Origin of the sequence: Halalkalibacter krulwichiae, from assembly GCF_002109385.1 — a bacterium.
Classification (GTDB): Bacteria; Bacillota; Bacilli; order Bacillales; family Bacillaceae_D; genus Halalkalibacter; species Halalkalibacter krulwichiae.
Genome location: NZ_CP020814.1, coordinates 888,620 through 911,211, shown reverse-complemented (window position 1 = coordinate 911,211; position 22,592 = coordinate 888,620). Strand labels below are relative to the sequence as shown.

Genomic DNA, 22,592 nt, shown 5'->3' with positions numbered 1-22,592 from the left:
GTCCCTTTCTACATACGTTTAGTCATAACGAGTGTTTTCGCGTTTAGACATGAAAAGGAGGGGGCTACATTGAAAATAGGCATCATCGGAACGGGAAGTATGGGAACGATTTTACTTGAATCCTTTATTGAATCTGGTGAAATTTCTCCAGACCAATTTATGATCACAAATCGAAATAGAACAAAAGCTGAGGTTTTGAAGAAGCGTTTTCCAGAGGTAACCATTGGAGAAAATGCACTTGAAGTAGCTCATGAATCTGAAGTTATCTTCATTTGCACAAAGCCTTTACAATTCCCAGAAGTTCTCAATCAAATCAAACCTGCTTGCCACTCGGGTAAATTCTTAATTTCTATTACGAGCCCTATCTCAGTAGATCAATTAGAAGAAGTCACTGAATGCAAAGTAGCTAGAGCGATACCTAGCATTCTTAACCGAGCACTAACCGGTTCTTCTTTATTAAGCTTTGGCTCACGATGCCAGGATGAAGATAAAAAGGTATTAAAGAAATTGATGTCTGCCATTTCAGAACCACTTGTAATTGAAGAAAATATTACACGTGTTTCTTCAGACATTGTCAGTTGCGGACCTGCCTTCTTCAGTTACATCATTCAACAATTCATTGATGGAGCCGTTCGACAAACCAATATTTCTAAGGAAGATGCAACAACTCTTGCTACCAACATGATAATCGGGATGGGAAAACTCCTTGAAAAAGGGCATTATACACTGCCTACACTGCAAAAGCGTGTATGTGTACCGGGAGGAATTACTGGAGAAGGGATTAAAGTCTTAGAAGATGAAATCGGATCGATGTTTGATCATTTGTTCCAGAAAACTCATGCAAAATACTATGAAGATCAAGAACTAATCGTTGATGCTTTTTCTAACAAGTCATTGAAATAGTCAAGTACTATACTTAAAAAGAGAGTGAAACCAGTATAAATGTCGGTTCACTCTCTTTTTAATTCGCACCTTTTCTAAAAAGTCCTGCTTCTATCTCTTTTTTGCACAGAAAAAAATTCGTTCACTTTCATCTGTTGGTTCTACATCTTCAAAATCGGCATTAACGACTATATTCGAAAAGCCTGCATCATGTAGCCACTCTCTATATTGATCAATTGAGTATGTACGTTGCTTATGCAACTCAAAAAAGCGTTGAAACATCCCTATCTCTTCTTCCTCTAAGAAAAAAGTCATTTCGTGTTCTACACTATTGGGGTGCTCACCTTGAAAAGAGTTCCAAATATAGGCCATATTCTCTGCATCTTCCGCAAATGTTTGCCCTATGAAGCCATCGTTGATTTTCGAAATAGAATGCACATCAAATATGAATACCCCACCTTCTTCTAACAGTTGATGAACATGCTTAAATGTCTCAAGAACGTCTTTTTCTGTTTCTAGATAATTTAAGGAATCACAAAAGATCGTTACAATTTCAAATTTCATAACAGACTCAAGTTCTGTCATAGATTGCTGATATAAAGGAGGGGAAAAACCTGCCTGCTCACATTTTTTTTGAGCTAAAGAGAGCATATCAGCAGATAAATCCACTCCTGATACTATTGCACCACTATTGTGTAAACGAACTAGAAATTCTCCTGTACCACAACCGACATCGTAGATCGAAACACCTTTTAAATCCTGTTTTACGTTTCTTTGAAGGTATGCAATCCATTTGTCATATGGGGCGTCTGTCATCAAAGAATCATATAGAGCAGCAAAAGCTTGATAATTCATAATAACTCCTTTAGTGGCTCTATTTTTTTATATGTGTCCAACCATCTCGTTGTTCAATTTTATTCTCTTTCATTAATTTCCCTAATGCCCGTTTGAACTTTGCTTTACTAATTGAAAAACGTAATTCTATGTCTTCTGGTGGTGTTTTATCCCAGTAAGGCATTGATCCGCCTCGCTCCTCAAGAAAACGATAAATCCGTTCTGCATCTTCTTCTTGTTGTTCAGAACGTTTCGGCTTCATTGTGACATTAATACGCCCATCCTCACGAACAAAATGCACTCGAACGTTTACATGCTCACCATAACGTGGCACATCATCCATTTCATCGTTATGAAGAAACGCAATAAAGCCTTCATCTGTAATAATAAGTGCACCTTCATCTAAAAAATGATAGACATAGCCGCTTACGTCCTGATTCATTAATTCTGCCCCAGCTTTTTTTGCATGACGTTCAACCGGCTCACCTTTGACCAGTTTTCCCATTAAGCGCCCTCGCTTATCCCAAGTTAAGGAAAGAGGAAGTTTGTCTCCTGGCTGCGGCCACTGTGAGCGATCATAAGGAAGCTCATCCATCGATAAAAAGAGATCACGTGAAATTCCATTATTAAAAAAGACACCATGTCCAGTTTTTACTTCAACAGCTTCTAACCAAGCAACTTCTCCTATTTTTAATAAAGGCTCTTCCATTGTTGCTGCCAATCTACCTTGATGGTCATGATATAAAAATACTTCAACTCGTTGACCAATCTCTATGCCTTCCTGAGCTTCCCGTTGATGAAGCAAGACATCTGTTTTGCCATCACTAACAAAGTAACCAAAACTCGCCTTTCGAACCACTTCAAGATTAACACTATAGCCTGGTTTAAGCTCCATTAACCTAAAACTCCTGCTAATTCGACTACAGGAGCATCTCCCCATAATTTTTCTAAATTATAATAAGCACGTTCATCTTTATGGAACACATGAACAACGACATCACCTAAATCAATAAGTACCCAACGTGCTTGATCAAAACCTTCTAGTCGTTTAATTTCAATTCCTTTTTCCTGTACTACCTTCTTAAGCTCATATGCAATCGCCTGTACTTGCTTGTCTGAATTACCATGACAAATGACAAAATAATCGGCAATTAAAGATACACCTTTCATATTCAATGCAACAATATTTTCTGCTCTTTTATCATCTATAGCTTTAACCGCCAACTCTAAAATAGGTGTTTCATTCACTACACATCACTTCTCCTTTTTCTTATCTTGAATCAATTGATTATACGTTGCGATTGTTTTTGGAAAAACCGGTTGATTTCGCTTCATTAAAAAGATAGTTGTATTTTTCAACGCTTCAATAATGGCATCATCTAAATTTACTCGGGCTATCTGCCTGACGTCTTCGACTCCTTTAAATTGCCGATTAGGTTCAATATAATCAGCAAGAAAAACAACTTTTTCCAACAAAGTCATGCCTGGACGCCCTGTCGTATGAAAACGAATGGCATTTAATATGTCTTGATCCGTAATTCCTTGCTCATGTTCGACATAATAGGCACCACATGGAGCATGAAGAAGCTCATCACCATAATCCAGGAATGTCTTATCTTCTAGTTTTTCCAGAACGAGCTGTTTCATTTCTTCCTTTTCACGGAACTTCGCATAATCATGAAAGACAGCTGCTAACATCGCTTTCTGTTTATTTGCTCCATAACGCTCTGCAAGTTCCAGTGAAGCTTCTACAACGCCTAACGTATGTTGGTAACGATGTTCAGTAAGGTGGGGTTTGACCTTTAACAACGCTTGTTCTTGGTTCATATAATGACCTCTCTTTCATCAATGCTTCCACTTCAAACGGAACCATAAACGTTATCGGCTTCCCTTCTTGAACTCGCTTCCGAATAAGGGATGAAGAAAAGCCAACTTGTACCATCTCCATTAAAAGAACTTGATCCGCATAACGAGATGCTTTCACCGTACTTCCAGGTCTATGAACCCCAATAAATGTTATTAAATCAAGGAGTTCATCTATTTTATGCCAATGAGGAAGATATTCCACCATATCTCCACCAATTAAGAAATAAAATTGATGTTCTTTATACAATTGCTTTAATTGCTTTATCGTATCAATTGTATAGGAGGGGCCTCCTCTTTCAAGTTCAATCGTGGATACATGAAAACGTTCGTTATGTTTGGTTGCACTAATTAACATATCGACTCGGTCATTATTAGAAGCTAGTTCATTATTCTCTTTATGAGGAGGTACATTCACTGGTATAAACCAAATTTCATCTAATTCAAAAGACACCAATGCTTCTTGAGCAAACAATAAATGACCAATATGTGGCGGGTTAAAAGTACCACCAAACAATCCGACTTTTTTCACCGAATTCCCTCCTCCTTTCGTCTAATAAGATCTAAATTTAAAAGAGAATCAATTGAAATGATTCTCTCCTATAAAGATATTGCTAACGATTAAGACGGTAAAACAAGTTGCTTATTTTCTCTTGATTCTTTATATAAGACGATGGTATGACCAATAACTTGTACGAGATCTGCACCGGTCAATGCAACTAACTTTTCAGCTACTTCATCTTTATCTTCTTCACAGTTTTGTAAAATACTTACTTTAAGTAACTCTCTTGCTTCAAGAGCTTCTTCAATTTGTAATCCCATATTTTCATTAACCCCACTTTTTCCAACTTGAAATATAGGGTTTAAATGATGTGCCTTCGAACGTAAGAATCTTTTTTGTTTACCAGTTAACATGATGGTCCTCCTAATTGTTGTAACACGATTTTTCTCATTTGTATTTCATCTGGTTTTTGTCCAGTCCAATGTTCAAAAGATAGAGCTGCTTGATTGACAAACATTCCAATTCCATTTAATGTTTGTGCACCTTTCGCTTTCGCTTCTTTAAGCAGCTTTGTTTCTAGTGGATTGTAAATTAAATCACTTACAATGGTTTCTTCCTTTAGACGGTCTAGCGAGAGAGGCGATTCGTCTACATTTGGGCTCATTCCTACTGATGTTGTATTAATAATAACGTCAAACTCATTTAACTTTTCTTCCACTACCTGCTTTTCTAATGCTTCAGCTGGGGTATCAAAAGTCGCAGCAAGATCTATAAGAAGCTCAGCTTTTGATATCGTACGGTTCGTAATAGTAAGGTGCCCTATTCCTTGTCGCAGTAACGCAGTGATAATTCCTCTAGCACCACCACCGGCTCCGATGACTAATACCTTCATATTCGCTAAGTCAATCGAGGTTTCATCAAGCAATGACTTCACATACCCTCGGCCGTCCGTATTATATCCGACTAGCTTACCATTTTGGTTGACAATTGTATTCACAGCTCCAATTTGCTCAGCTTCTGAATCAATTTCGTCTAAATACTTCATTACCGCTATTTTATGCGGAACCGTTACATTACATCCTGTAATCTTCAATGCTCTTATGCCTTCAATCGCTTCTTTCACTTGATCTGGATCAACATCAAAAGCATGATACCTTGCTTCAATTCCTATTTTTTCAAATGCATCATTATGAATAATTGGTGACATTGAATGTCCAACCGGGTGTCCTAGGATCCCAAACACTTTCTCCATCTAGCTTCTCCTCCCAAGCATGCAAATTTAACTCTTTATATAATAGATTCTCGAATTGTGACACTAACTCCTTTAGGAGCATAACCTTCTACTTTTAAATTTTGTCCATTAACAGTGACCCACCCAAGTCCTGAAAAAACAATGTCTACTTTATTAGACTTAACTTGAAACGAGTGTTTCACTAATGGAGGAAGTGATTCTTTCGTTTGCGGACCTGGAGGTGTCAACAATTCTCCTAGATGGTTTTGATATAGCTCTTCTGCTTTTTCTTGTTTGGTACGATGGATAGTTAGCTCATTTGAGAAAAAACAAGTAAATGACGTCCGTTCTCCTTGCAAGAAATCGAAGCGGCCTAAGCCTCCAAAATATAATGTCTGTCCTTCATTTAACTGAAACACCTTTGGCTTAATTTCTTTTTTCGGGGTAATTATTTTTAACTCCTGCTTGTCGATATGGTGCGCCATTTGATGGTGGTTAATAATTCCTGGAGTATCAAAAAGCGCTCTTCCATCCTCTAAAGGAATATCAATCATATCTAAAGTTGTTCCAGGAAAGTGCGAAGTAGTAATTAATTGTTCTGTATCTCCACCAAATGTCTTTATCATTTGATTAATAAAGGTTGATTTTCCAACATTGGTACACCCAACTACATAAACGTCCTTTCCCTTTCTTAAACGATCAATCTCTGATGCAACCTCTTTAATTGAGAGTCCTTTTTCTGCACTCATTAACATAACGTCAACTGGCTTTAGCCCAAGTTCTTTGGCTGACTTTTTCATCCAATTAATTAATTTAGATTGTTTTAATGATTTCGGTAGTAAATCAACCTTGTTTCCAACAAGCAATACTTCATTGTTTCCTACGAAACGATGGAGTCCAGGTAACCAACTCCCCGTAAAGTCAAAAATATCAACAACCTTTACAATTAAAGCTTTCTTTTCCCCTAACCCATTTAAGATCTTTAAGAAGTCATCATCGGTTAAGGAGACATCTTGCACTTCATTATAATGTTTTAACCTAAAACATCGTTGACATGTAATAACGTCCCTTTCCAATGCTGATGGTGGCGCATAACCCAACCCTTCTTTATTTTCAGTTTGAATGGCAATCCCACAGCCAGAACAAATCGGTTCTCTTTCTTCCATATTATACCTCCATCTATTCTACCTTAATTCTAATTGTAGTTATTTCTATTTATCTTATTTTGATGTTCCAAATATCACTTAGTTTAAACGGACTTTCCAATGTCTATTTATTATCGCTACTTACCAAACTTTAACTATACATTTCCTCCCTCTTTTTTTCAATACGTGGTAGAAATCATTGTCACTTTTTGCCGCCTCTTGTCACTGATTCAACCATTTTCCTCAATTTAAAAAAGTTTTCGACAAAAAGACACACCTCTCATCAGCTGTGGATAACTTTATACACGTTATCCCCTCATAAACAAAGGGGTTTCATCTGGTAATAAACAGGGAATCAACACCTTATCCACTAGTAAGTGTGGATAAGTAGAACAGTTGTTCTATTTTAAAAGACGTGTTACGATGAATTCACACAAAATAACTTACTAAAATATTCCTATAAACTAATGAATATGCAAGAAAAATTCGACAAACAAAGTAGGAGGAGGTGAACCTGTCGTTTACTAGACAGGCCCATATGCAAAATCTATCAGATGAACTATTAATTGAAACATACTATAAGGCTGTAGAATTAAATTTAAACCATGATTTCATCGAACTAATCCGACTAGAGATTGCCAAACGCTCCCTCTTAGACAAAATAAAACTATCTTCTTAAATAACCTAGTCTCCAGTAGAGGTCTTACTAGAGTAACTATCTGTTACCTCTAACACCTCTTGCTTGGGGGCTTTTATTTTTTTGTTAAGATTGCACAAGAAAAATAAGAGAGGTTTGTTCCTTTTATATTAAAGGACAACCTCTCTTATTTTAAAATTAAGTGCTGTAACAAATCACATATATACGTTTTCTTGTAATTATTGTTCTGTCTAATTTGGAACTCTATTTCCAATTCGTATATATTCTCTTGGTTGAAATGGTGCCATAGGTTCAATAATATGATGATCATCTACTTGCTGGACATTAAAAGCATCTGGTTGATCCAATCCTTTTTCATGTATCGTGCGATTGTTAAACTCATTTGCGTACCAACCACCTGAAAAAAGAATAAGGAAAATACAGATCCCCGCTAGCCCCTTTTGTTTATTATTCATTGTAGTCACTCCTGCAACATTCTTTCGTATGGAAAGAGGTTTGTTATTTATAGAGTGTCGTACCAATGAAGAAAATATACATACTTTTTCCATTTTCACTTGTGCTTATACAAAATAAAAAAATTTTTTTGCCCATTTTCACTCGTTTTCTACATATTTAATAAGTTTTGGAAAAACGGTGAAAGCTAAAGGCGTCTAGGATGCACATGTCTGAAAATTAGGTTATAATTTTTTATGTTGTAATTTTGTTGGATTACAGAACTAAAAAGCAAAAGGGTAAAAAGAGGATAATATTCACAACTTAAGAACAATGAAAGAAAGAAGGAGGTATGTATTTTGACGGTTTTACATTGGGCTACAATCTCCCCATTTTTGTTAGCCATTTTGATTCCTTTTTTGTATAAGTACGCTAGACCGATACATACGGGGTGGTTCGTCCTTGTACTCCCGCTCGGTTTATTTATTTACTTTATTCGCTACTTGCCAATTACATCTGGTGGTGGAGTAGTAGAGTACACCGTCCCTTGGGTCCCTTCTCTTGGGATCAATTTTACTGTTTATGTTGATGGACTAAGTTTACTGTTTGCCTTACTTATTTCAGGTATCGGTACGTTAGTAGTACTTTATTCTATTTACTACTTGTCAAAGAAAACAGAGAAGTTAAACAATTTTTATGTCTATTTACTCATGTTTATGGGTGCGATGTTCGGGGTTGTATTATCAGATAACCTGATCGTACTTTATGTATTCTGGGAATTAACGAGTTTAGCTTCTGCATTATTAATTAGTTATTGGTTCCACCGTGAAAAATCAACGTACGGTGCGCAAAAATCAATGTTGATCACTGTATTCGGTGGTTTATCTATGCTTGGTGGTTTTTCACTTCTTTACGTAATGACCGGTACGTTTAGTATCCGTGAGATCATTGCTAGTGTGGATTTAGTCACAACAAGCTCACTCTTTTTACCTGCAATGCTGTTAATTTTGTTAGGTGCATTTACTAAGTCTGCACAATTTCCATTTCACATCTGGTTACCAGATGCGATGGAAGCTCCTACACCAGTCAGTGCTTATTTACACTCTGCAACGATGGTTAAAGCTGGGATCTACTTAGTAGCTAGACTTACTCCAGTATTTGGAGGGTCTGCTGAATGGTTTTGGATTCTATCCATTTTCGGGATTGTCACCTTGTTTTGGGGTTCCATTTCTGCAGTGCGGCAAAAAGACCTCAAATCAATTCTTGCCTTTTCAACAGTTAGTCAGCTCGGTTTAATTATGAGTTTATTAGGACTCGGGTCAGCATCGCTCTATTATGGGTTTGGATCAGAGACTGGCGAATATTTTACACTGGCAATACTTGCAGCTGTCTTTCATTTAATTAACCATGCAACGTTTAAAGGTAGCCTATTCATGACTGCTGGAATTATTGATCATGAAACAGGTACAAGGGATATTCGTAAGCTTGGTGGATTAATGACGATTATGCCAATCACATTTACAATTTCTTTGATTGGTCTTGCTTCGATGGCAGGTTTGCCTCCATTCAATGGTTTCTTAAGTAAAGAAATGTTCTTTACAGGAGTACTAAGAGCAACTGAGCTATCAATTTTCAACATGGAAACATGGGGGTTATTATTCCCAGTTATAGCATGGATCGCGAGTGTGTTTACATTTGTTTACTGTATGATCATGTTCTTCAGAACCTTTACAGGAAAATTTAAACCTGAAAACTATGACGTTCATGTACACGAAGCTCCAATTGGAATGTTAATCAGTCCAATCATATTAGGATCACTTGTTGTTGTGTTCGGCTTGTTCCCTAATTTACTTGCTTATACATTAATCGAACCTGCTATGGCGGCGATATTGCCAAATCTACTTGCTGAAGGCCAATTTTTCTATGTCGATATTTACCACTGGCATGGCTTCAATGCAGAATTGTTTATGACTATTGGAGTTGTGTTAGTCGGTACTATTATCTTCCTTTCAATGAAGAAATGGTCAAAAACAGCCATTTATTTAAAAGAACGCGATCCACTCAACTTATTCTATGATAATTCATTATCTGGGTTAATTAGTGGTTCTCAGTTCGTAACACGTATTCAAATGACTGGGTTACTTCGTGATTACTTTGTATATATGTGCGTGTTTATGATTCTTTTATTCGGCTATACAATGTATCGTTACGATGCATTTGCGATTGATACCGTCAATGTAACCGGAATTGATCCGTTTATGTGGATCCTATCAATTGTATTCATCGCAGCAACACTTGTTATACCATTTCTAAATAACCGTATGACTTCAGTAATTGTCGTTGGTGTAATTGGATTTTTATTAGCATTATTCTTTGTTGTGTTCCGAGCTCCAGATTTAGCTCTTACACAACTTCTTGTGGAAACTGTTACAGTTGTTTTATTAATGCTTGCTTTCTATCACTTACCAGAATTGCGTAAAGAGAAGTTTAAGCCAAGCTTTAATATTGTCAATTTAATTATTTCGGTTGCTGTTGGTCTATTCGTAACCGTTATTGCTTTTAGCGCTTCTGCTCTTGGAAATGAAGCTGGTTTTGAATCCATTGCAGAATACTTTATCCAAAACTCAAAAGAACTTGCTGGTGGATACAACATGGTTAACGTTATCCTTGTTGATTTCCGTGGACTTGATACTTTACTTGAAGTATTAGTTTTAGGAATTGCTGCACTAGGGGTTGTAGCAATGATTAAATTACGTATGACAGGGAGGGAAGATGTGTGAAGAAACAAATTAAATCAAATGATGTAATGCTTCATACATTAACACGTGTTGTTACCTTCATCATCCTCGCCTTCTCGGTATACCTATTCTTCGCCGGCCATAACAATCCCGGCGGAGGATTCATTGGAGGGTTAATGACGGCCAGTGCTCTTCTATTAATGTATTTAGGCTTTGACATGAAAAGCATGAAAAAAGCTTTGCCATTTAACTATACATCGATGATAGCAGTAGGTTTATTAATCGCCATTGCGACAGGCGTATCGAGTATGCTATTTGGTTATCCATTTCTAACTCAATTTTTTGAGTATTATCAAATTCCAATTTTAGGCGAGACAGAACTAACTACTGCTTTGCCATTTGATCTTGGTGTTTACTTAGTCGTTGTGGCCATTGCCTTAACGATCATTCTAACGATTGCGGAGGATGATGCATAAAATGGAAATTTTAATGTCCATCGTTGTCGGTGTCCTCTTTATGGTTGGAACGTACATGATTTTAACGAAAAGCTTGTTACGTGTTGTCATTGGGCTTATGTTACTATCACACGGTGCCCACTTGTTATTATTGACAATGGCAGGCTTACAAAGAGGAACACCACCGTTGTTAAGTTTAGGGTCTGAAGCTTATAGCGATCCACTACCTCAAGCCCTTATTTTAACAGCGATTGTAATTAGTTTTGGGGTCACGTCATTCTTACTTGTTCTTGCTTATCGAACGTACAAAGAGCACAAAACAGATGATTTAGACCAATTAAGGGGATCTGCTGATGAATAACTTAATTATACTACCGGTTCTAATCCCATTTATTATTGGAACAATATTGATCTTATTTAATAAACAACATACGATTCAGCGCGTAATTAGTGGAATTACTGCTATCGGTATGCTTGCTCTTTCGATTTATTTAGCTGTCTTTGTTTATCAAAACGGAATTACCGTTTTAGAACTTGGTAACTGGTCAGCTCCATTTGGAATTGTCTTTGTTGCTGATATGTTTGCAACTATGATGGTTATTTTATCAAGTATAGTTGGCGTTGTTTGTTTGTTTTTTGCCTTTCAAACAATTTCAGCAGAACGAGAAAAGTTTTTCTTCTACCCGTTTTATTTCTTTTTACTAGCAGGGGTTAATGGAGCTTTTCTAACAGGTGATCTATTTAATTTGTTTGTCTTCTTTGAAGTTATGCTAATTTCTTCATACATCCTGATTGTTATGGGTGGAACGAAATATCAGCTTCGTGAATCGTTTAAATATGTTGCCATAAATATATTCGCTTCAATCTTGTTTATCGTTGGTGTAGCGTATATTTACGCTGTCACAGGGACTCTAAATATGGCTCACATTGCTGAACGAGTAGCTGAACTTGAGCAAGTTGGAGTTATAAATGTAATTGCTGTACTTTTCTTTGTTGTATTTGCGATGAAGGGTGGTTTATTCCCTCTTTATTTCTGGCTACCTAGGTCATACTTTGGACCTCCTGCAGCGATTGCAGCGTTATTTGGTGGGTTACTTACGAAGGTTGGGATTTATGCCATTATTCGTTCGTTTACATTAATTTTCACCCACGATCCAGGCTTTACTCATTTCCTAATTGTAACGATTGCTGGTTTTACGATGATTTTCGGGGTACTTGGAGCCGTATCACAGTTTGACTTTAAACGTATCCTTTCCTATCACATTATCAGCCAGGTCGGTTACATGGTAATGGGCCTTGGAATTTACACACAACTTGCTATTGCTGGTGCAATTTATTACATTGCCCATCACATTATTGTTAAGTCAGCCTTATTCTTATTTGCTGGTGCAACCCAAAAAATAACGGGAACAACAGACCTGAAGAAGATGGGCGGCTTACTGAAGACACACCCGTTATTAGCGTGGATGTTCTTTATTTCTGCTATTTCTCTTGCTGGTATTCCACCTTTAAGTGGATTCTTTAGTAAGTTTCCAATTATATTAGCTGGTTTTGAAGAAGGAAATTATGTAATCGCTGGTGTCGCTCTTGCCGTTGGACTTCTTACCCTTTTCTCCATGATGAAAATTTTCATTTATGCGTTTTGGGGAGAGCAAAAGCATACAGAAGAGCAAGCCAACTTTAAAGTTGGAAAATTATTATTACCTATCGTACCACTTGTTGCGCTGACAATTATACTCGGATTCGCTGCAGAGCCAATTTTCGTCTATTCATTGCAAGTGGCAGAACAAATCCTAGATCCATCGATCTACATCGAATCTGTTCTTAAGGAGTAGTTGCTATGGCCTATCAAATATTATTAAATATCGTCATCGCGCTCATTTGGGCCTTTCTTCAAAATAGTTATACCGGCGTTGATTTTCTTGTTGGTTATGTAATAGGGATCCTGATTCTATTTGTATTAAGGAGATTTCTTAAATTTGATTTTTATTTCCGTCGTGTGTGGGCGTTTATCAAGTTAACGCTACTATTCTTTAAAGAATTAATTAAGGCTAATATTGATGTAATTAAAATCATCCTAAGCCCAAAGTTAAACATTAAACCAGGTATAGTAGCTGTGCCCACGAAACTTGAGACGGATTGGGAATTAACTTTGCTTGCCGCATTAGTCTCTTTAACACCAGGAACGCTATCAATGGATTTTTCAGACGATAACAAGTTTATTTACATCCATGCAATCCATGTTCCAGATAAAGAAGAAATGATCAAGCAAATTCAAGATACGTTTGAACGTGCCATTCTGGAGGTGACGAAATAATGTTTCATACGATTTTAATGATAACTTTAGCAGTTATGTCGATTTCATTATTCGTCTGCTTCATACGTACTGTTATTGGACCTAGTATGCCAGACCGTATTGTTGCACTTGATGCTCTTGGAATTAATTTAATTGGATTTATTGGAATCCTCATGATTGTTCAAGAAACAATTGCTTATTCTGAGGTTATCCTTGTTATTAGTATTCTAGCGTTCATCGGAACAATCGCATTATCTAAGTTCATTGAAAGGGGTGTTGTTTTTGACCGCGATTGAGATCATCTTAAGTATCTTTATTCTATTAGGAGCTTTTCTTAGTCTCCTTGGATCGATCGGGTTAATTCGCTTCCCAGATGTGTATGGCCGTACACATGCAGCAACAAAAAGCGCAACACTCGGCGTTATTTCCATTATGGTTGCAACTTTTCTGTTCTTCCTCCTTATTGAGGGACTCTTTGTTGGAAAGATCTTACTCGCTATTTTATTCGTGTTCTTAACAGCACCTGTAGCGGCTTTAATGATCGGACGCTCTGCTTACAGGACTGGGGTTCCACTTTGGGAGAAAAGTGTGCAAGATGATTTGAAGGAAGTTTATGAAAAGAAACTAAATGAACCTCAATAGTTACTATTTTCTAACCTGGCTATAATTATTGTATAGCCTACACCAAAAGCCTTCTATGAGAATTCTCATAGAAGGCTTTTCTTAGTCTATTGCTTTACTGTTGTCTAACTCGGCGTATTTCACCGCCTCTGCCAATAAATCAACAATGTGAACAGAGCGAATGACTTCAGAGAGGCCTTCACGCTCCACCCCTAACTTCATTTGTAGCAAACAACCTGGATTGGATGTGACAATCGTTGTCGCCTTTGTAGCTTTTGCATGTACCATCTTATGGTCTAGAATTTGAGTAGACATGTCCGGTTGAATAATGTTATAGACACCTGCCGAACCACAGCAGCGATCCGATTCTTTCATTTCTGTAAATTCCACTCCTTCTATTTGCTTAAGCAACTGCCGAGGAGCTTTTCCTGCGTTCATGACATTCCTTAAATGGCATGAATCTTGATACGTAACTATTTGTTCAGTCAGTTTCATCTTAGGCAAACCGACTTCTAACAAAACTGTAGCAATATCCTTTACCTTACTAGCAAAATGACGAGCTCTTTCTTGCCACTCTGCTGACTCATCCTTTAACAGATGGTCATACTCAATCAGTAAGGCTCCACATCCCCCTGCATTAGAAATAATGTAATCAATCTCAGCTTTTTCAAAGGCTAAAATATTACGTTTCGCCAACTCACGAGCTTTTTCCTTTTCTCCTGAATGGGCATGTAAGGCGCCACAACAATTTTGTTCCTCTGGGATGACAATCTCACAGCCTGCTTTTTCAAGCAAGTAAAGCGTCGCATCATTTGTCTTCATAAACATTGTATCCATAAGACAACCTGAAAAGAAAGCCACTCTCTTTTTAACTATTCCAGTTGGTTTTACATGTTTTGGGCGTTGTTTCATCTCGTTTGGTGAGGGGATTTCGGGTAGGATCTTTTCCATCCTTCCCATATTGCCCGGCATTAAATGTAATACTTTGGAACCTCTAACGACCTTCTGAACACCCGATCTCTGATAGAGCCATAACATCCCATTTAAAGTCCTCATACGGTTTTGATATGGAAACAAACCATTAAACACGGATTTTCGTATTACTTTAACTGGAAGACTATGTTTTTTATGTTTATTTAATATATCACGTGCCTCTTCTAGCAAATGACCGTATTTAACCCCAGAAGGACATGCGGGTTCACAAGCTCTACAACCTAGGCAAAGGTTAAGTTGCTTTTCAAAATCTTCGTCAGGGGCCTTTTTGCCATCCACAACAGCTTTCATTAAAGCAATTCTTCCTCTTGGAGATGCTGCTTCACTTTGTTCCGATTCTCCATAAGTTGGACATGAAGGTAAACAAAACCCGCAGCGCATACAATTCATTAATTCATCATAATCCATACGATCCTTAAAATCTTCAGCTATTATGTTGTGGTTTACCTTGTTTTTCATTTTTGAACCACCACCCGTTTTTTCGTTTCTTTTGCAAATAATTTACCCGGGTTCATAATATTATTAGGGTCAAATGCAAACTTTAATGTCTTCATTGCATTAACCCCTTCTTCTCCAAGTTTCCACGCTAAATAAGGTGACTTCATAACTCCTACTCCATGTTCTCCTGTTATCGTTCCACCTAAATCAATGGCTTTGGCGAATATTTCTGCAAATGCTTCTTCAACACGATGCATCTCTTCTGTGTTTCTAGCATCTGTCATACATGTTGGGTGAAGGTTCCCGTCACCCGCATGACCAAAAGTACAAATCTCAACATTATGTTTTTGGGCTATCTCATTAATCGCTCTGACCATTTCTGCTATTTTAGAACGAGGAACAGTAGCATCTTCTAAAATAGTTGTAGGTTTTTTCCGCGCAAGGGCCGACAGTGCAGACCTTCTTGCTGATGTAAGAGCTACTCCCTCCTCAACTGTCTGAGCAATCTGGACTGATTTGGCATCTGCCCGAGTGCAAATATCTGCAATTTCTTTAATATCTCGATCAACCACTTCAATCGGGCCATCTTGCTCGACTAATAGAACAGCTCCGACGTCCGTTGGCAAACCAATTTGAGCAAAGTCTTCAACTACTTCTAGTGTCGCTTGATCGAGAAATTCAAGAGTGGCAGGAATAATTTTATGAGCTACAATCGAAGATACTGCTTTTCCTGCACCTTCTAAAGTATCAAACATGGCAAGCATTGTTTTTTTCGTTTCTGGAATGGGGATCAGCTTTAAGGTGGCTTCAGTTATGATACCGAGCGTTCCTTCAGAACCTACCATCAGCTTTGTAAAATCATATCCAGCAACATCTTTTGCTAGTTTCCCCCCGTCCGTATTACTTCGCCATTTGGTAGGACAACTTCTAAACCAATTACATAATCACGAGTAACTCCATACTTTAACCCACGAAGTCCTCCTGAGTTTTCATTTATATTCCCACCTATTGTCGATATTTTCATAGAACTTGGATCAGGTGGATAGAATAATCCTTTCTCCTCAACGGCTTGAATCAAATCAAGTGTAATTACACCAGGCTGAACGGTAGCTGTTAAGTTGTCTTCATCAATTTCAAGCACGTTGTTCATATGTGTGAATAGAAGGACAATTCCACCTTCTAATGGACATGTACCTGCACATAAATTCGTACCTGACCCTCTTGGAACAATAGGTATTTTATACTCATTACACACTTTAACAATTTGTTGAATTTCCTTCGTATTATGAGGTTTTATAATAGCATCAGGCATTGCTTGATAATTAGGTGTAGCATCATATGAATAAACTACTCGATTCTCCTCTGAATCAAGAACGTTTTTTTCCCCTACGATCGTTGCTAGCCTGTTCCTGACTTCACTTGTTAACATGCTTTCACTCACTCTCCCGCTTGAATTAATATAAAGTGCGCTTTATTCACTTATCTAAGTATAAAAAAAAGAAACGGCTTATTCTATGTATAAATACACAAAATAAATACGTTTCCGTTCTGTTTTTTTATGCTTTTATCTAATTTATTCTTGAAGATACCATAATGCGATAAACATAGTTACTAATTCTTTCGTTTCTTTAAGTTGCATTCCTGTCAGTTCTTGAATACGTTTCAATCGATAATGTAGAGTATTTATATGAATATGCAATGATGCCGCTGCTTCTTTGACTGATAACTGATGATGAAAGTAAGATTGAAGTGTTTCTAGTAATTCGGGCTCTTCCATTAGCCTACCTAATACTTCTTTAACAATTTTTGCTCGAGTTTCTAAACTAATTTCTCCAAGTGCAATTTCTAAAGTTAAAGAATCATAAAATATAATCTTTAGTTTGGAATTTTTTACATTAAGAGCTTGTGATGCCTCTCTATAAGCAAGGTGCAGTGTGCTAGGATGATCGTGCTTTAAACTTATCCCAGCTTTAACAGTTGTAGAATATGCTTGTTCCAATTGTGATGAGAGTCTTAGTAGGAGATGATGAATTTCCTTTTCATTATGAAGTATAGATGAGAGGAGCAATACAAATCGATCGTTGCCCCACCTAACAACAACATCGCTGCTTTCATTCGGTAAAAAGCTACGTATTCTTTCTAACACATCATGCTCTATCCCAGAGGCTGGGAAGACATCCTCGTCTTTTTCTAGTTGAATCAAGACACAATAACGCCCCTCATTCATATGAATGCCAAGAATTTCCCCCTGCTCTTTGAACTCATCTGAAAATGTTTCTGTATGGAGCCATTCATAGACATATGTTTCAAACCCTCTCAACTTCGAATCAAGCCGCTCTGCTGCATACGACTCTTGAATAATTAATTCCGTTAACCTTTGGATTAATTCCCCGTATCTAACCGTTGAAGCTTGTGAACCCGTAATACCAATGACACCAATAACATGATCTTGGAACCGGATAGGCAAATTCAAGCCAATTTTAACCCCTTTTAACCTCTTTAGCTCATTTTCTGTAATGATAAGCTTTTTTTTATGTTTAACGACTTCTTTTCCACCTTCGTGAAAGAAGCCTACTCGACTTGTATCATTACTCGCAATAATAATTCCCTCTGTATTTATGACAATGACTTCTTCTTCAATTACCTTTGAAACCTCATTCACGATTCTTTGAGCAACATGTTTAAGCAACCTCATTTCTTCTCACCTTCGACTTCCATGAGTTCAGCAATTTTCTGACCGACTTTGACCTCTGCATTTTCATGGACTGAGACGTCTTGAATGAGACCATGTTCACAAAGCAAGACTACCGTTGAACCAAAAGAGAAATAGCCGATTTCGTCTCCTTTTTGAAGTTCATTATCTGAATGAGTCACCTCAATTGTATTGACATTCATTGCTCCAACTTTTACTAGAGCCAACTGGCGTTGACTCACTTCAAGCTCAGTAATAAGGCGATAATTTCTTGACAAAGGCTTCTTGCCATACCGGAGACCTAATTCATTTACTGGGTATGATTTACCACCTAATTGCCATTGCCTTATAATGCTTCCAGCAACTGGACTATGAATTCGATGATAATGACTCGGACTTAAGTATAAGATAAAGTATCGACCATTCAAATATGGCTTACTGGCTTCTTTTGATCCAAGCATTTCTTCTATGTTATAAGTTTGACCTTTAACATGGAAGAGTGTTTCATTCTCTAGTACGCCATATTGGGCAACAACACCATCTACAGGACTAACAAAAGCCCTTGAACTTGAATCAACCGGTCTAGCTCCTTCTTTAAGATTTCTTATAAATAATTCATGTAGGTGGCTGTATTGCTTTATTGATTTGTCCATTTCTAACTCATTTAATTGAAATGTTTTAACAAAAGGTTTAATAAAAGGCTTGCTTAGTCTTGATCTTGAGAAGCTTCTAAGAAGGTACGAAGATAGACGGTGATTCGTTAATTCAATACAGGATCTATATAAAGCTTTTTTCAATTTATATTCCTCCAATTACGTGACACGTTCTAGAAGGAAGAGCTCTCTAGCCTCTAGTCGTATCGGAAAACGTATGATATGATATTTATTTAAGAAGATAAAAATTCGATTTGTATATCCACTTACAATCGTGCAAGGAGTCGATGTCATGTTCCTATTGCATCATTTGGATCATACCCTCAAAAAAGTAAAAGGGCAAATCGCGAATGCTTTAACAATCTTGAACTTAGGCCTAGGTGCTTTTGCAATTATGTTTATCTTACAAAATGAATTACGATTAGGACTCCTTTTTATTACGATTGCTGCACTAACCGATCGCTTAGATGGTGCAGCTGCTAGACGCTTTAATAGTACTTCTGAATTCGGAAAACAGTTGGATTCTTTGAGCGATATTATTTCATTTGGAGTTGCACCAGCTTTTTTACTTTATCAAGCAGTTCTTTTTCTATTCGGTTTACCTGGAATGCTTCTCACTATCTTCTTTATTGCTTGCGGCGCTATACGACTCGCTCGATTTAACATCTCTGAAAATCCAGGATTTTTTATAGGGCTTCCAATTACGGCTGCTGGGTGTATTTTAACATTTCATATGTTATTAGTTCCATTTATACCAGCTCCATTTTTCATGTTTGTTCCCCTAATTCTAGGTATTTGTATGATCAGTTCATTCAAAGTTAATAAAATGTAATATTGGTATGGTGAATGAAATGCGAAATTGATGCAATTGATTCACCTTTTTTATTTCTCTAGCGTACATACTTCGTTATAAATGTGACAATTCTCGCATTAAGATTACAAAAATTGACGTTAGATTGTCAAAAAGAGTGAAAAATATGGGTTTACAAGGTTTATTTTCCGTGGAAAGTCTTGACACCACTGGGGTTTCATTATTAAATTAAGTTGGCAGCTTTATTTTTAGCTTGTCGAAAAGACAAGACGTATCAAAAATGAAGAACGAACACTTTGTCTAACAGATGACGTGTTTTTCAAAACAAGGTATGAAAGGGAGTTTTTTTCATGAACAAAACAGATTTAATTAATGCGGTATCTGAGCAAGCAGACCTTTCTAAAAAGGATGCTTCTAAAGCAGTTGACGCTGTATTCGACAGCATTACATCTGCACTAGTTGAAGGTAGCAAAGTTCAATTAGTTGGATTTGGAAGTTTCGAAGTACGTGAGCGTTCTGCTCGTAAAGGTCGTAATCCTCAAACTGGGCAAGAAATTGAGATTCCAGCTACTAAAAATCCAGCATTCAAGCCAGGTAAACAACTTAAAGATGCTGTAAACGAGTAATATTTTTCGGAACGATGAGACAAGCTCTCATCGTTTTTTATTTTTTTCCATTCATAATAGCCCAAATCGAATCATAAATTGGAAAGACTATGCTTGATTGGGGGACATCATGAATTCCTATTATGAGAATGCATTATTCGAACACCGCTTTTGGCTACAAGTACTTGGTGACCACGCTAGATTTATCCGCGATACACTTTCTCCTACTGAGACATTGTTTGTAAAAAAAGCCGTCCAATTCATTGAAGTTTTTGATTCTCTTTTACAGGAGAGTCGACAAGAGCTTTCCATGGAAGATCTTATAAAACTTACTGAAGTCGCGGATACACAAGCGAAAGAAATCCGTTTATTTAAACTTGAGATCATTCGAGAACATCTAACGGGCGATATAAGTATTGGTCTGTCTCCTACTTTTTTAAATCATATGGTAAATGAAGTCGAAGAATATATCCGCGTCTTATCATACTTATTGAAACAACAATCTCCACCTTTATCGCATCCCCTGCATCATCATTTAGTATGGCTTTTGGACGCTGCCGGACATGCAGGCGGAATCACAGATGACCTTGACTTAGTTGAAAAAGAACTAAAAGAAAAAAGTGAGGCTTTCACAAAACGCTTTGAACAGTTCTATATTAAAGCAGTAGAAATGACCGGCTATCTGCGCTCAAACGCCCATCTCTTCCCTGCCTTAGATCGCTTTAATGAGAATGTAAAAATTGAGATTGTCTTATTTAAGACATTCTTAGATGAACTTGAAGAAATGGAAATGAACAATCGCTTACTTGGTACTCTAGATGCATTAATGGCCGATCATATGGCTCGAGAAGAGTGTTATTATTTGCTGAAACTCGCCCAATCTTCTCATCAAGAAACACCTGATTGCGATCCTACAGAACCTCGTTCTAAAGATTAAACGAGGCAATCTGCACAAGACACCTTCTTCACTCTAGAGATCGAGGTGTCTTTTTTACTTTATCTAGATAATTTCTGACTTCCCCTACCATTTTGACTTCTAAATTCTTTTTTCCATAGATTTGAATGTAAATAGTTGTATTAGAATAAAGTTTTAGCGAGACAATCGGAGAATGTTTTTCACACATAGGTATTTTCATTATTATTATGAGATCTATAAATTGGAAGCGGTTAAATTAATAGAATTGGTTGTTTTTTCAGAAAAATAAATTGATTCATTTGTAAGATATTGTTACAATACTATTCATGATTAGATTTTTCTGAATAGTTGGAGGCTTTATTATGTTAACATTTTTTCTTTCAATTGGTTTACTCATTGTAGGATATCTCATTTATTCTAAAGTGGTCGAACGTATATTTGTTATTAACGATCAAACTACAACACCCGCTTATACAAATCAGGACGGCATTGACTATTCGCCGATGCCTTGGTGGAAGGCAAGTTTAATTCAATTATTAAACATCGCAGGATTAGGCCCAATCTTTGGTGCTGTTGCTGGAGCACTTTATGGTCCTGTCGCATTTATTTGGATTGTTCTTGGGTGTATCTTTGCTGGTGCTGTTCATGATTATTTTTCAGGTATGATGTCATTGCGTCACAACGGCGCACAGTTTCCGAGCCTAGTAGGACGATATTTAGGACAAGCAATGAAAATGTTTATTAATGTAGTGACAATCATTCTCATGGTTCTTGTAGCAGCTGCCTTTACTGCAGGACCTGCCCAATTAATTTCAAGTCTTACGCCTTTGTCCTATACAGTTGCCCTCATTGGTATTTTCATTTACTTTTTAATTGCAGCTGTTTTACCGATTAATCGTATCATCGGTAGAATCTATCCAATTTTTGGAGCTATTTTGATTTTCATGGCTGTATCGATTGCTATTGCATTAGTTGCTACAGACCAATCTATCCCTAACCTAACGCTCGAAAATTTACACCCTGGTGATTTGCCTATTTGGCCATTGTTAATGGTAACCATATCTTGCGGAGCGATTTCTGGTTTTCATAGCACACAAAGCCCAATTCTTGCTCGTACGATAAAAAAGGAATCTGATGGTCGAAAAGTATTCTATGGCGCGATGATTGCAGAGGGAATTATTGCATTAATTTGGGCGGCTGCTGGTATGACATTCTTTGGTGGTACAGGTGGTCTTCAAGAAGCATTAGCAACAGGAGGACCAGGAGGAGTTGTCAATGAAATTTCCGTATCCTTACTTGGTACTTTAGGAGGAATCCTAGCGATCCTTGGTGTAATTATTCTTCCGATCACGACTGGTGACACAGCATTACGTTCTTCTCGAATGATGGTTACAGAACTATTTAACAAATACTTTAAGGTAAGGGGACTAAAAGGGATATTCCTAACAACTATCCCTGTTACGATTCCTGCCTTTTACCTAGCAACAATCGATTACACTTTCCTCTGGAGATATGTTGGTGGAACTAATCAATTAGTAGCCACTGTTATGCTTTGGACAGGTGCTATTTATCTGCTACAAGCGCGCAGGTTCCATTGGATTTGTGGAATTCCAGCTCTCTTTATGACAGCAGTTGTTTCTACTTATTTTCTTTACGCTCCAGAAGGATTAGCGTTATCCTATAACCTTTCTTTACTAATCGGGGCTATCATTACGACCATTGTTGCACTTTGGTACGTAGTTAAAATCAAAAAGAGCAAACAAAGATTTATTGAAAATGAAAATGTAGACCATGTTGCTTAATTCATAAAAGGAAGCTTAAATAAAA

Annotated in this window: 25 protein-coding genes and 1 pseudogene; 13 read left to right on the top strand and 13 right to left on the bottom strand. The window is 37.2% G+C overall.

The window, feature by feature from the left end; all coding sequences use genetic code 11:
• Window positions 1–69: 69 nt before the first annotated feature.
• On the top strand, window positions 70–903 hold the full coding sequence (gene comER, locus BkAM31D_RS04760) for a late competence protein ComER (RefSeq protein WP_066155531.1): 834 nt from the start codon (window positions 70–72) through the stop codon (window positions 901–903).
• 90 nt (window positions 904–993) lie between these two features.
• Here the strand turns inward: comER and BkAM31D_RS04755 are convergent, their stop codons facing one another.
• The 8 genes from BkAM31D_RS04755 to yqeH form a co-directional block, all read right to left on the bottom strand.
• Window positions 994–1,737, bottom strand: a complete 744-nt coding sequence (locus tag BkAM31D_RS04755) for a class I SAM-dependent DNA methyltransferase (RefSeq protein WP_066155534.1) — start codon at window positions 1,735–1,737, stop codon at window positions 994–996.
• A gap of 19 nt (window positions 1,738–1,756) precedes the next feature.
• Window positions 1,757–2,611 (bottom strand): CvfB family protein, encoded by an 855-nt coding sequence (locus BkAM31D_RS04750; RefSeq protein ID WP_066155536.1) that lies wholly within the window; start codon window positions 2,609–2,611, stop codon window positions 1,757–1,759.
• Complete coding sequence (gene rsfS, locus BkAM31D_RS04745) at window positions 2,611–2,964, bottom strand: ribosome silencing factor (protein ID WP_066155539.1); 354 nt, start codon at window positions 2,962–2,964, stop codon at window positions 2,611–2,613. The genes BkAM31D_RS04750 and rsfS overlap by 1 nt, the downstream gene beginning before the upstream one ends.
• 6 nt (window positions 2,965–2,970) lie before the next feature.
• Window positions 2,971–3,543, bottom strand: a complete 573-nt coding sequence (yqeK, locus tag BkAM31D_RS04740) for a bis(5'-nucleosyl)-tetraphosphatase (symmetrical) YqeK (protein ID WP_066155542.1) — start codon at window positions 3,541–3,543, stop codon at window positions 2,971–2,973.
• Window positions 3,497–4,111, bottom strand: coding sequence for a nicotinate-nucleotide adenylyltransferase (locus tag BkAM31D_RS04735; RefSeq protein ID WP_066155544.1), 615 nt, complete (start codon window positions 4,109–4,111; stop codon window positions 3,497–3,499). Before BkAM31D_RS04735 ends, yqeK begins: the two co-directional genes overlap by 47 nt.
• Before the next feature lie 89 nt (window positions 4,112–4,200).
• Window positions 4,201–4,494 carry a ribosome assembly RNA-binding protein YhbY gene (gene yhbY / locus BkAM31D_RS04730; protein ID WP_066155546.1) on the bottom strand — a complete coding sequence of 98 codons (294 nt, stop codon included), beginning with the start codon at window positions 4,492–4,494 and terminating at the stop codon, window positions 4,201–4,203.
• Window positions 4,488–5,333: a shikimate dehydrogenase gene (gene aroE / locus BkAM31D_RS04725; RefSeq protein ID WP_066155549.1), complete on the bottom strand. Its 846-nt coding sequence runs from the start codon at window positions 5,331–5,333 to the stop codon at window positions 4,488–4,490. Before aroE ends, yhbY begins: the two co-directional genes overlap by 7 nt.
• Window positions 5,334–5,368: 35 nt before the next feature.
• A complete protein-coding gene (gene yqeH, locus BkAM31D_RS04720; RefSeq protein ID WP_066155551.1) occupies window positions 5,369–6,478 on the bottom strand; it encodes a ribosome biogenesis GTPase YqeH in 1,110 nt (369 codons plus the stop codon).
• A 517-nt stretch (window positions 6,479–6,995) separates the two neighbouring features.
• On the opposite strand from yqeH, the gene BkAM31D_RS04715 reads away from it, so the two are divergent.
• Window positions 6,996–7,136 (top strand): sporulation histidine kinase inhibitor Sda, encoded by a 141-nt coding sequence (locus tag BkAM31D_RS04715; RefSeq protein ID WP_066155553.1) that lies wholly within the window; start codon window positions 6,996–6,998, stop codon window positions 7,134–7,136.
• A gap of 209 nt (window positions 7,137–7,345) precedes the next feature.
• Here the strand turns inward: BkAM31D_RS04715 and BkAM31D_RS04710 are convergent, their stop codons facing one another.
• Window positions 7,346–7,570: a hypothetical protein gene (locus BkAM31D_RS04710; protein ID WP_066155556.1), complete on the bottom strand. Its 225-nt coding sequence runs from the start codon at window positions 7,568–7,570 to the stop codon at window positions 7,346–7,348.
• A 336-nt stretch (window positions 7,571–7,906) separates the two neighbouring features.
• Between BkAM31D_RS04710 and BkAM31D_RS04705 the strand changes: the two genes are divergently transcribed.
• Genes BkAM31D_RS04705 through mnhG form a run of 7 tightly spaced genes read left to right on the top strand, consistent with a single transcriptional unit; the run spans window position 7,907 to window position 13,678 of the window.
• Window positions 7,907–10,327: a Na+/H+ antiporter subunit A gene (locus BkAM31D_RS04705; RefSeq protein WP_066155558.1), complete on the top strand. Its 2,421-nt coding sequence runs from the start codon at window positions 7,907–7,909 to the stop codon at window positions 10,325–10,327.
• Between the two features lie 26 nt (window positions 10,328–10,353).
• Window positions 10,354–10,761 carry a Na(+)/H(+) antiporter subunit B gene (locus BkAM31D_RS04700; RefSeq protein WP_066156185.1) on the top strand — a complete coding sequence of 136 codons (408 nt, stop codon included), beginning with the start codon at window positions 10,354–10,356 and terminating at the stop codon, window positions 10,759–10,761.
• Window position 10,762: 1 nt separating this feature from the next.
• Entirely contained in the window at window positions 10,763–11,101 is a 339-nt protein-coding gene (locus tag BkAM31D_RS04695) for a Na(+)/H(+) antiporter subunit C (protein WP_066155561.1), read from the top strand.
• Window positions 11,094–12,575: a Na+/H+ antiporter subunit D gene (locus BkAM31D_RS04690; RefSeq protein ID WP_066155562.1), complete on the top strand. Its 1,482-nt coding sequence runs from the start codon at window positions 11,094–11,096 to the stop codon at window positions 12,573–12,575. Before BkAM31D_RS04695 ends, BkAM31D_RS04690 begins: the two co-directional genes overlap by 8 nt.
• Window positions 12,576–12,580: 5 nt before the next feature.
• Complete coding sequence (locus BkAM31D_RS04685; protein WP_066155565.1) at window positions 12,581–13,057, top strand: Na+/H+ antiporter subunit E; 477 nt, start codon at window positions 12,581–12,583, stop codon at window positions 13,055–13,057.
• A complete protein-coding gene (locus BkAM31D_RS04680; protein WP_066155566.1) occupies window positions 13,057–13,332 on the top strand; it encodes a Na(+)/H(+) antiporter subunit F1 in 276 nt (91 codons plus the stop codon). The genes BkAM31D_RS04685 and BkAM31D_RS04680 overlap by 1 nt, the downstream gene beginning before the upstream one ends.
• Window positions 13,319–13,678 (top strand): monovalent cation/H(+) antiporter subunit G, encoded by a 360-nt coding sequence (mnhG, locus tag BkAM31D_RS04675; protein WP_066155568.1) that lies wholly within the window; start codon window positions 13,319–13,321, stop codon window positions 13,676–13,678. Before BkAM31D_RS04680 ends, mnhG begins: the two co-directional genes overlap by 14 nt.
• 81 nt (window positions 13,679–13,759) lie before the next feature.
• Here the strand turns inward: mnhG and BkAM31D_RS04670 are convergent, their stop codons facing one another.
• From BkAM31D_RS04670 to BkAM31D_RS04655, 4 genes and pseudogenes are all read right to left on the bottom strand, one after another.
• Window positions 13,760–15,109 carry a (Fe-S)-binding protein gene (locus BkAM31D_RS04670; RefSeq protein WP_066155571.1) on the bottom strand — a complete coding sequence of 450 codons (1,350 nt, stop codon included), beginning with the start codon at window positions 15,107–15,109 and terminating at the stop codon, window positions 13,760–13,762.
• Window positions 15,106–16,517: pseudogene (gene glcD, locus BkAM31D_RS04665) on the bottom strand (glycolate oxidase subunit GlcD). The gene BkAM31D_RS04670 and the pseudogene glcD overlap by 4 nt, the downstream one beginning before the upstream one ends.
• A gap of 144 nt (window positions 16,518–16,661) precedes the next feature.
• The gene (locus BkAM31D_RS04660; protein WP_066155577.1) at window positions 16,662–17,783 is read right to left on the bottom strand and encodes a CdaR family transcriptional regulator; all 1,122 of its coding nucleotides are present in this window, start codon (window positions 17,781–17,783) and stop codon (window positions 16,662–16,664) included.
• Complete coding sequence (locus BkAM31D_RS04655; RefSeq protein ID WP_066155580.1) at window positions 17,780–18,577, bottom strand: phosphatidylserine decarboxylase; 798 nt, start codon at window positions 18,575–18,577, stop codon at window positions 17,780–17,782. The genes BkAM31D_RS04660 and BkAM31D_RS04655 overlap by 4 nt, the downstream gene beginning before the upstream one ends.
• 148 nt (window positions 18,578–18,725) lie before the next feature.
• Between BkAM31D_RS04655 and pssA the strand changes: the two genes are divergently transcribed.
• From pssA to BkAM31D_RS04635, 4 genes are all read left to right on the top strand, one after another.
• The gene (gene pssA, locus BkAM31D_RS04650; RefSeq protein WP_066155583.1) at window positions 18,726–19,265 is read left to right on the top strand and encodes a CDP-diacylglycerol--serine O-phosphatidyltransferase; all 540 of its coding nucleotides are present in this window, start codon (window positions 18,726–18,728) and stop codon (window positions 19,263–19,265) included.
• 329 nt (window positions 19,266–19,594) lie between these two features.
• The gene (gene hbs / locus BkAM31D_RS04645; protein ID WP_066155591.1) at window positions 19,595–19,870 is read left to right on the top strand and encodes a non-specific DNA-binding protein Hbs; all 276 of its coding nucleotides are present in this window, start codon (window positions 19,595–19,597) and stop codon (window positions 19,868–19,870) included.
• Window positions 19,871–19,979: 109 nt separating this feature from the next.
• Window positions 19,980–20,786: a DUF2935 domain-containing protein gene (locus tag BkAM31D_RS04640; RefSeq protein WP_066155593.1), complete on the top strand. Its 807-nt coding sequence runs from the start codon at window positions 19,980–19,982 to the stop codon at window positions 20,784–20,786.
• A 341-nt stretch (window positions 20,787–21,127) separates the two neighbouring features.
• The gene (locus BkAM31D_RS04635) at window positions 21,128–22,567 is read left to right on the top strand and encodes a carbon starvation CstA family protein (RefSeq protein WP_066155598.1); all 1,440 of its coding nucleotides are present in this window, start codon (window positions 21,128–21,130) and stop codon (window positions 22,565–22,567) included.
• Window positions 22,568–22,592 lie beyond the last annotated feature (25 nt).

Excerpts from the sequence above, each read along its gene's own strand:
- BkAM31D_RS04755 (WP_066155534.1), bottom strand. The coding sequence starts at position 1,737 with ATGAATTATCAAGCTTTTGCTGCTCTATATGATTCTTTGATGACAGAC.
- BkAM31D_RS04750 (WP_066155536.1), bottom strand. The coding sequence starts at position 2,611 with ATGGAGCTTAAACCAGGCTATAGTGTTAATCTTGAAGTGGTTCGAAAG.
- yqeK (WP_066155542.1), bottom strand. The coding sequence starts at position 3,543 with ATGAACCAAGAACAAGCGTTGTTAAAGGTCAAACCCCACCTTACTGAA.
- yhbY (WP_066155546.1), bottom strand. The coding sequence starts at position 4,494 with ATGTTAACTGGTAAACAAAAAAGATTCTTACGTTCGAAGGCACATCAT.
- aroE (WP_066155549.1), bottom strand. The coding sequence starts at position 5,333 with ATGGAGAAAGTGTTTGGGATCCTAGGACACCCGGTTGGACATTCAATG.
- yqeH (WP_066155551.1), bottom strand. The coding sequence starts at position 6,478 with ATGGAAGAAAGAGAACCGATTTGTTCTGGCTGTGGGATTGCCATTCAA.
- BkAM31D_RS04715 (WP_066155553.1), top strand. The coding sequence starts at position 6,996 with ATGCAAAATCTATCAGATGAACTATTAATTGAAACATACTATAAGGCT.
- BkAM31D_RS04710 (WP_066155556.1), bottom strand. The coding sequence starts at position 7,570 with ATGAATAATAAACAAAAGGGGCTAGCGGGGATCTGTATTTTCCTTATT.
- BkAM31D_RS04700 (WP_066156185.1), top strand. The coding sequence starts at position 10,354 with ATGCTTCATACATTAACACGTGTTGTTACCTTCATCATCCTCGCCTTC.
- BkAM31D_RS04695 (WP_066155561.1), top strand. The coding sequence starts at position 10,763 with ATGGAAATTTTAATGTCCATCGTTGTCGGTGTCCTCTTTATGGTTGGA.
- BkAM31D_RS04690 (WP_066155562.1), top strand. The coding sequence starts at position 11,094 with ATGAATAACTTAATTATACTACCGGTTCTAATCCCATTTATTATTGGA.
- BkAM31D_RS04685 (WP_066155565.1), top strand. The coding sequence starts at position 12,581 with ATGGCCTATCAAATATTATTAAATATCGTCATCGCGCTCATTTGGGCC.
- BkAM31D_RS04680 (WP_066155566.1), top strand. The coding sequence starts at position 13,057 with ATGTTTCATACGATTTTAATGATAACTTTAGCAGTTATGTCGATTTCA.
- BkAM31D_RS04670 (WP_066155571.1), bottom strand. The coding sequence starts at position 15,109 with ATGAAAAACAAGGTAAACCACAACATAATAGCTGAAGATTTTAAGGAT.
- BkAM31D_RS04660 (WP_066155577.1), bottom strand. The coding sequence starts at position 17,783 with ATGAGGTTGCTTAAACATGTTGCTCAAAGAATCGTGAATGAGGTTTCA.
- pssA (WP_066155583.1), top strand. The coding sequence starts at position 18,726 with ATGTTCCTATTGCATCATTTGGATCATACCCTCAAAAAAGTAAAAGGG.
- hbs (WP_066155591.1), top strand. The coding sequence starts at position 19,595 with ATGAACAAAACAGATTTAATTAATGCGGTATCTGAGCAAGCAGACCTT.
- BkAM31D_RS04640 (WP_066155593.1), top strand. The coding sequence starts at position 19,980 with ATGAATTCCTATTATGAGAATGCATTATTCGAACACCGCTTTTGGCTA.
- BkAM31D_RS04635 (WP_066155598.1), top strand. The coding sequence starts at position 21,128 with ATGTTAACATTTTTTCTTTCAATTGGTTTACTCATTGTAGGATATCTC.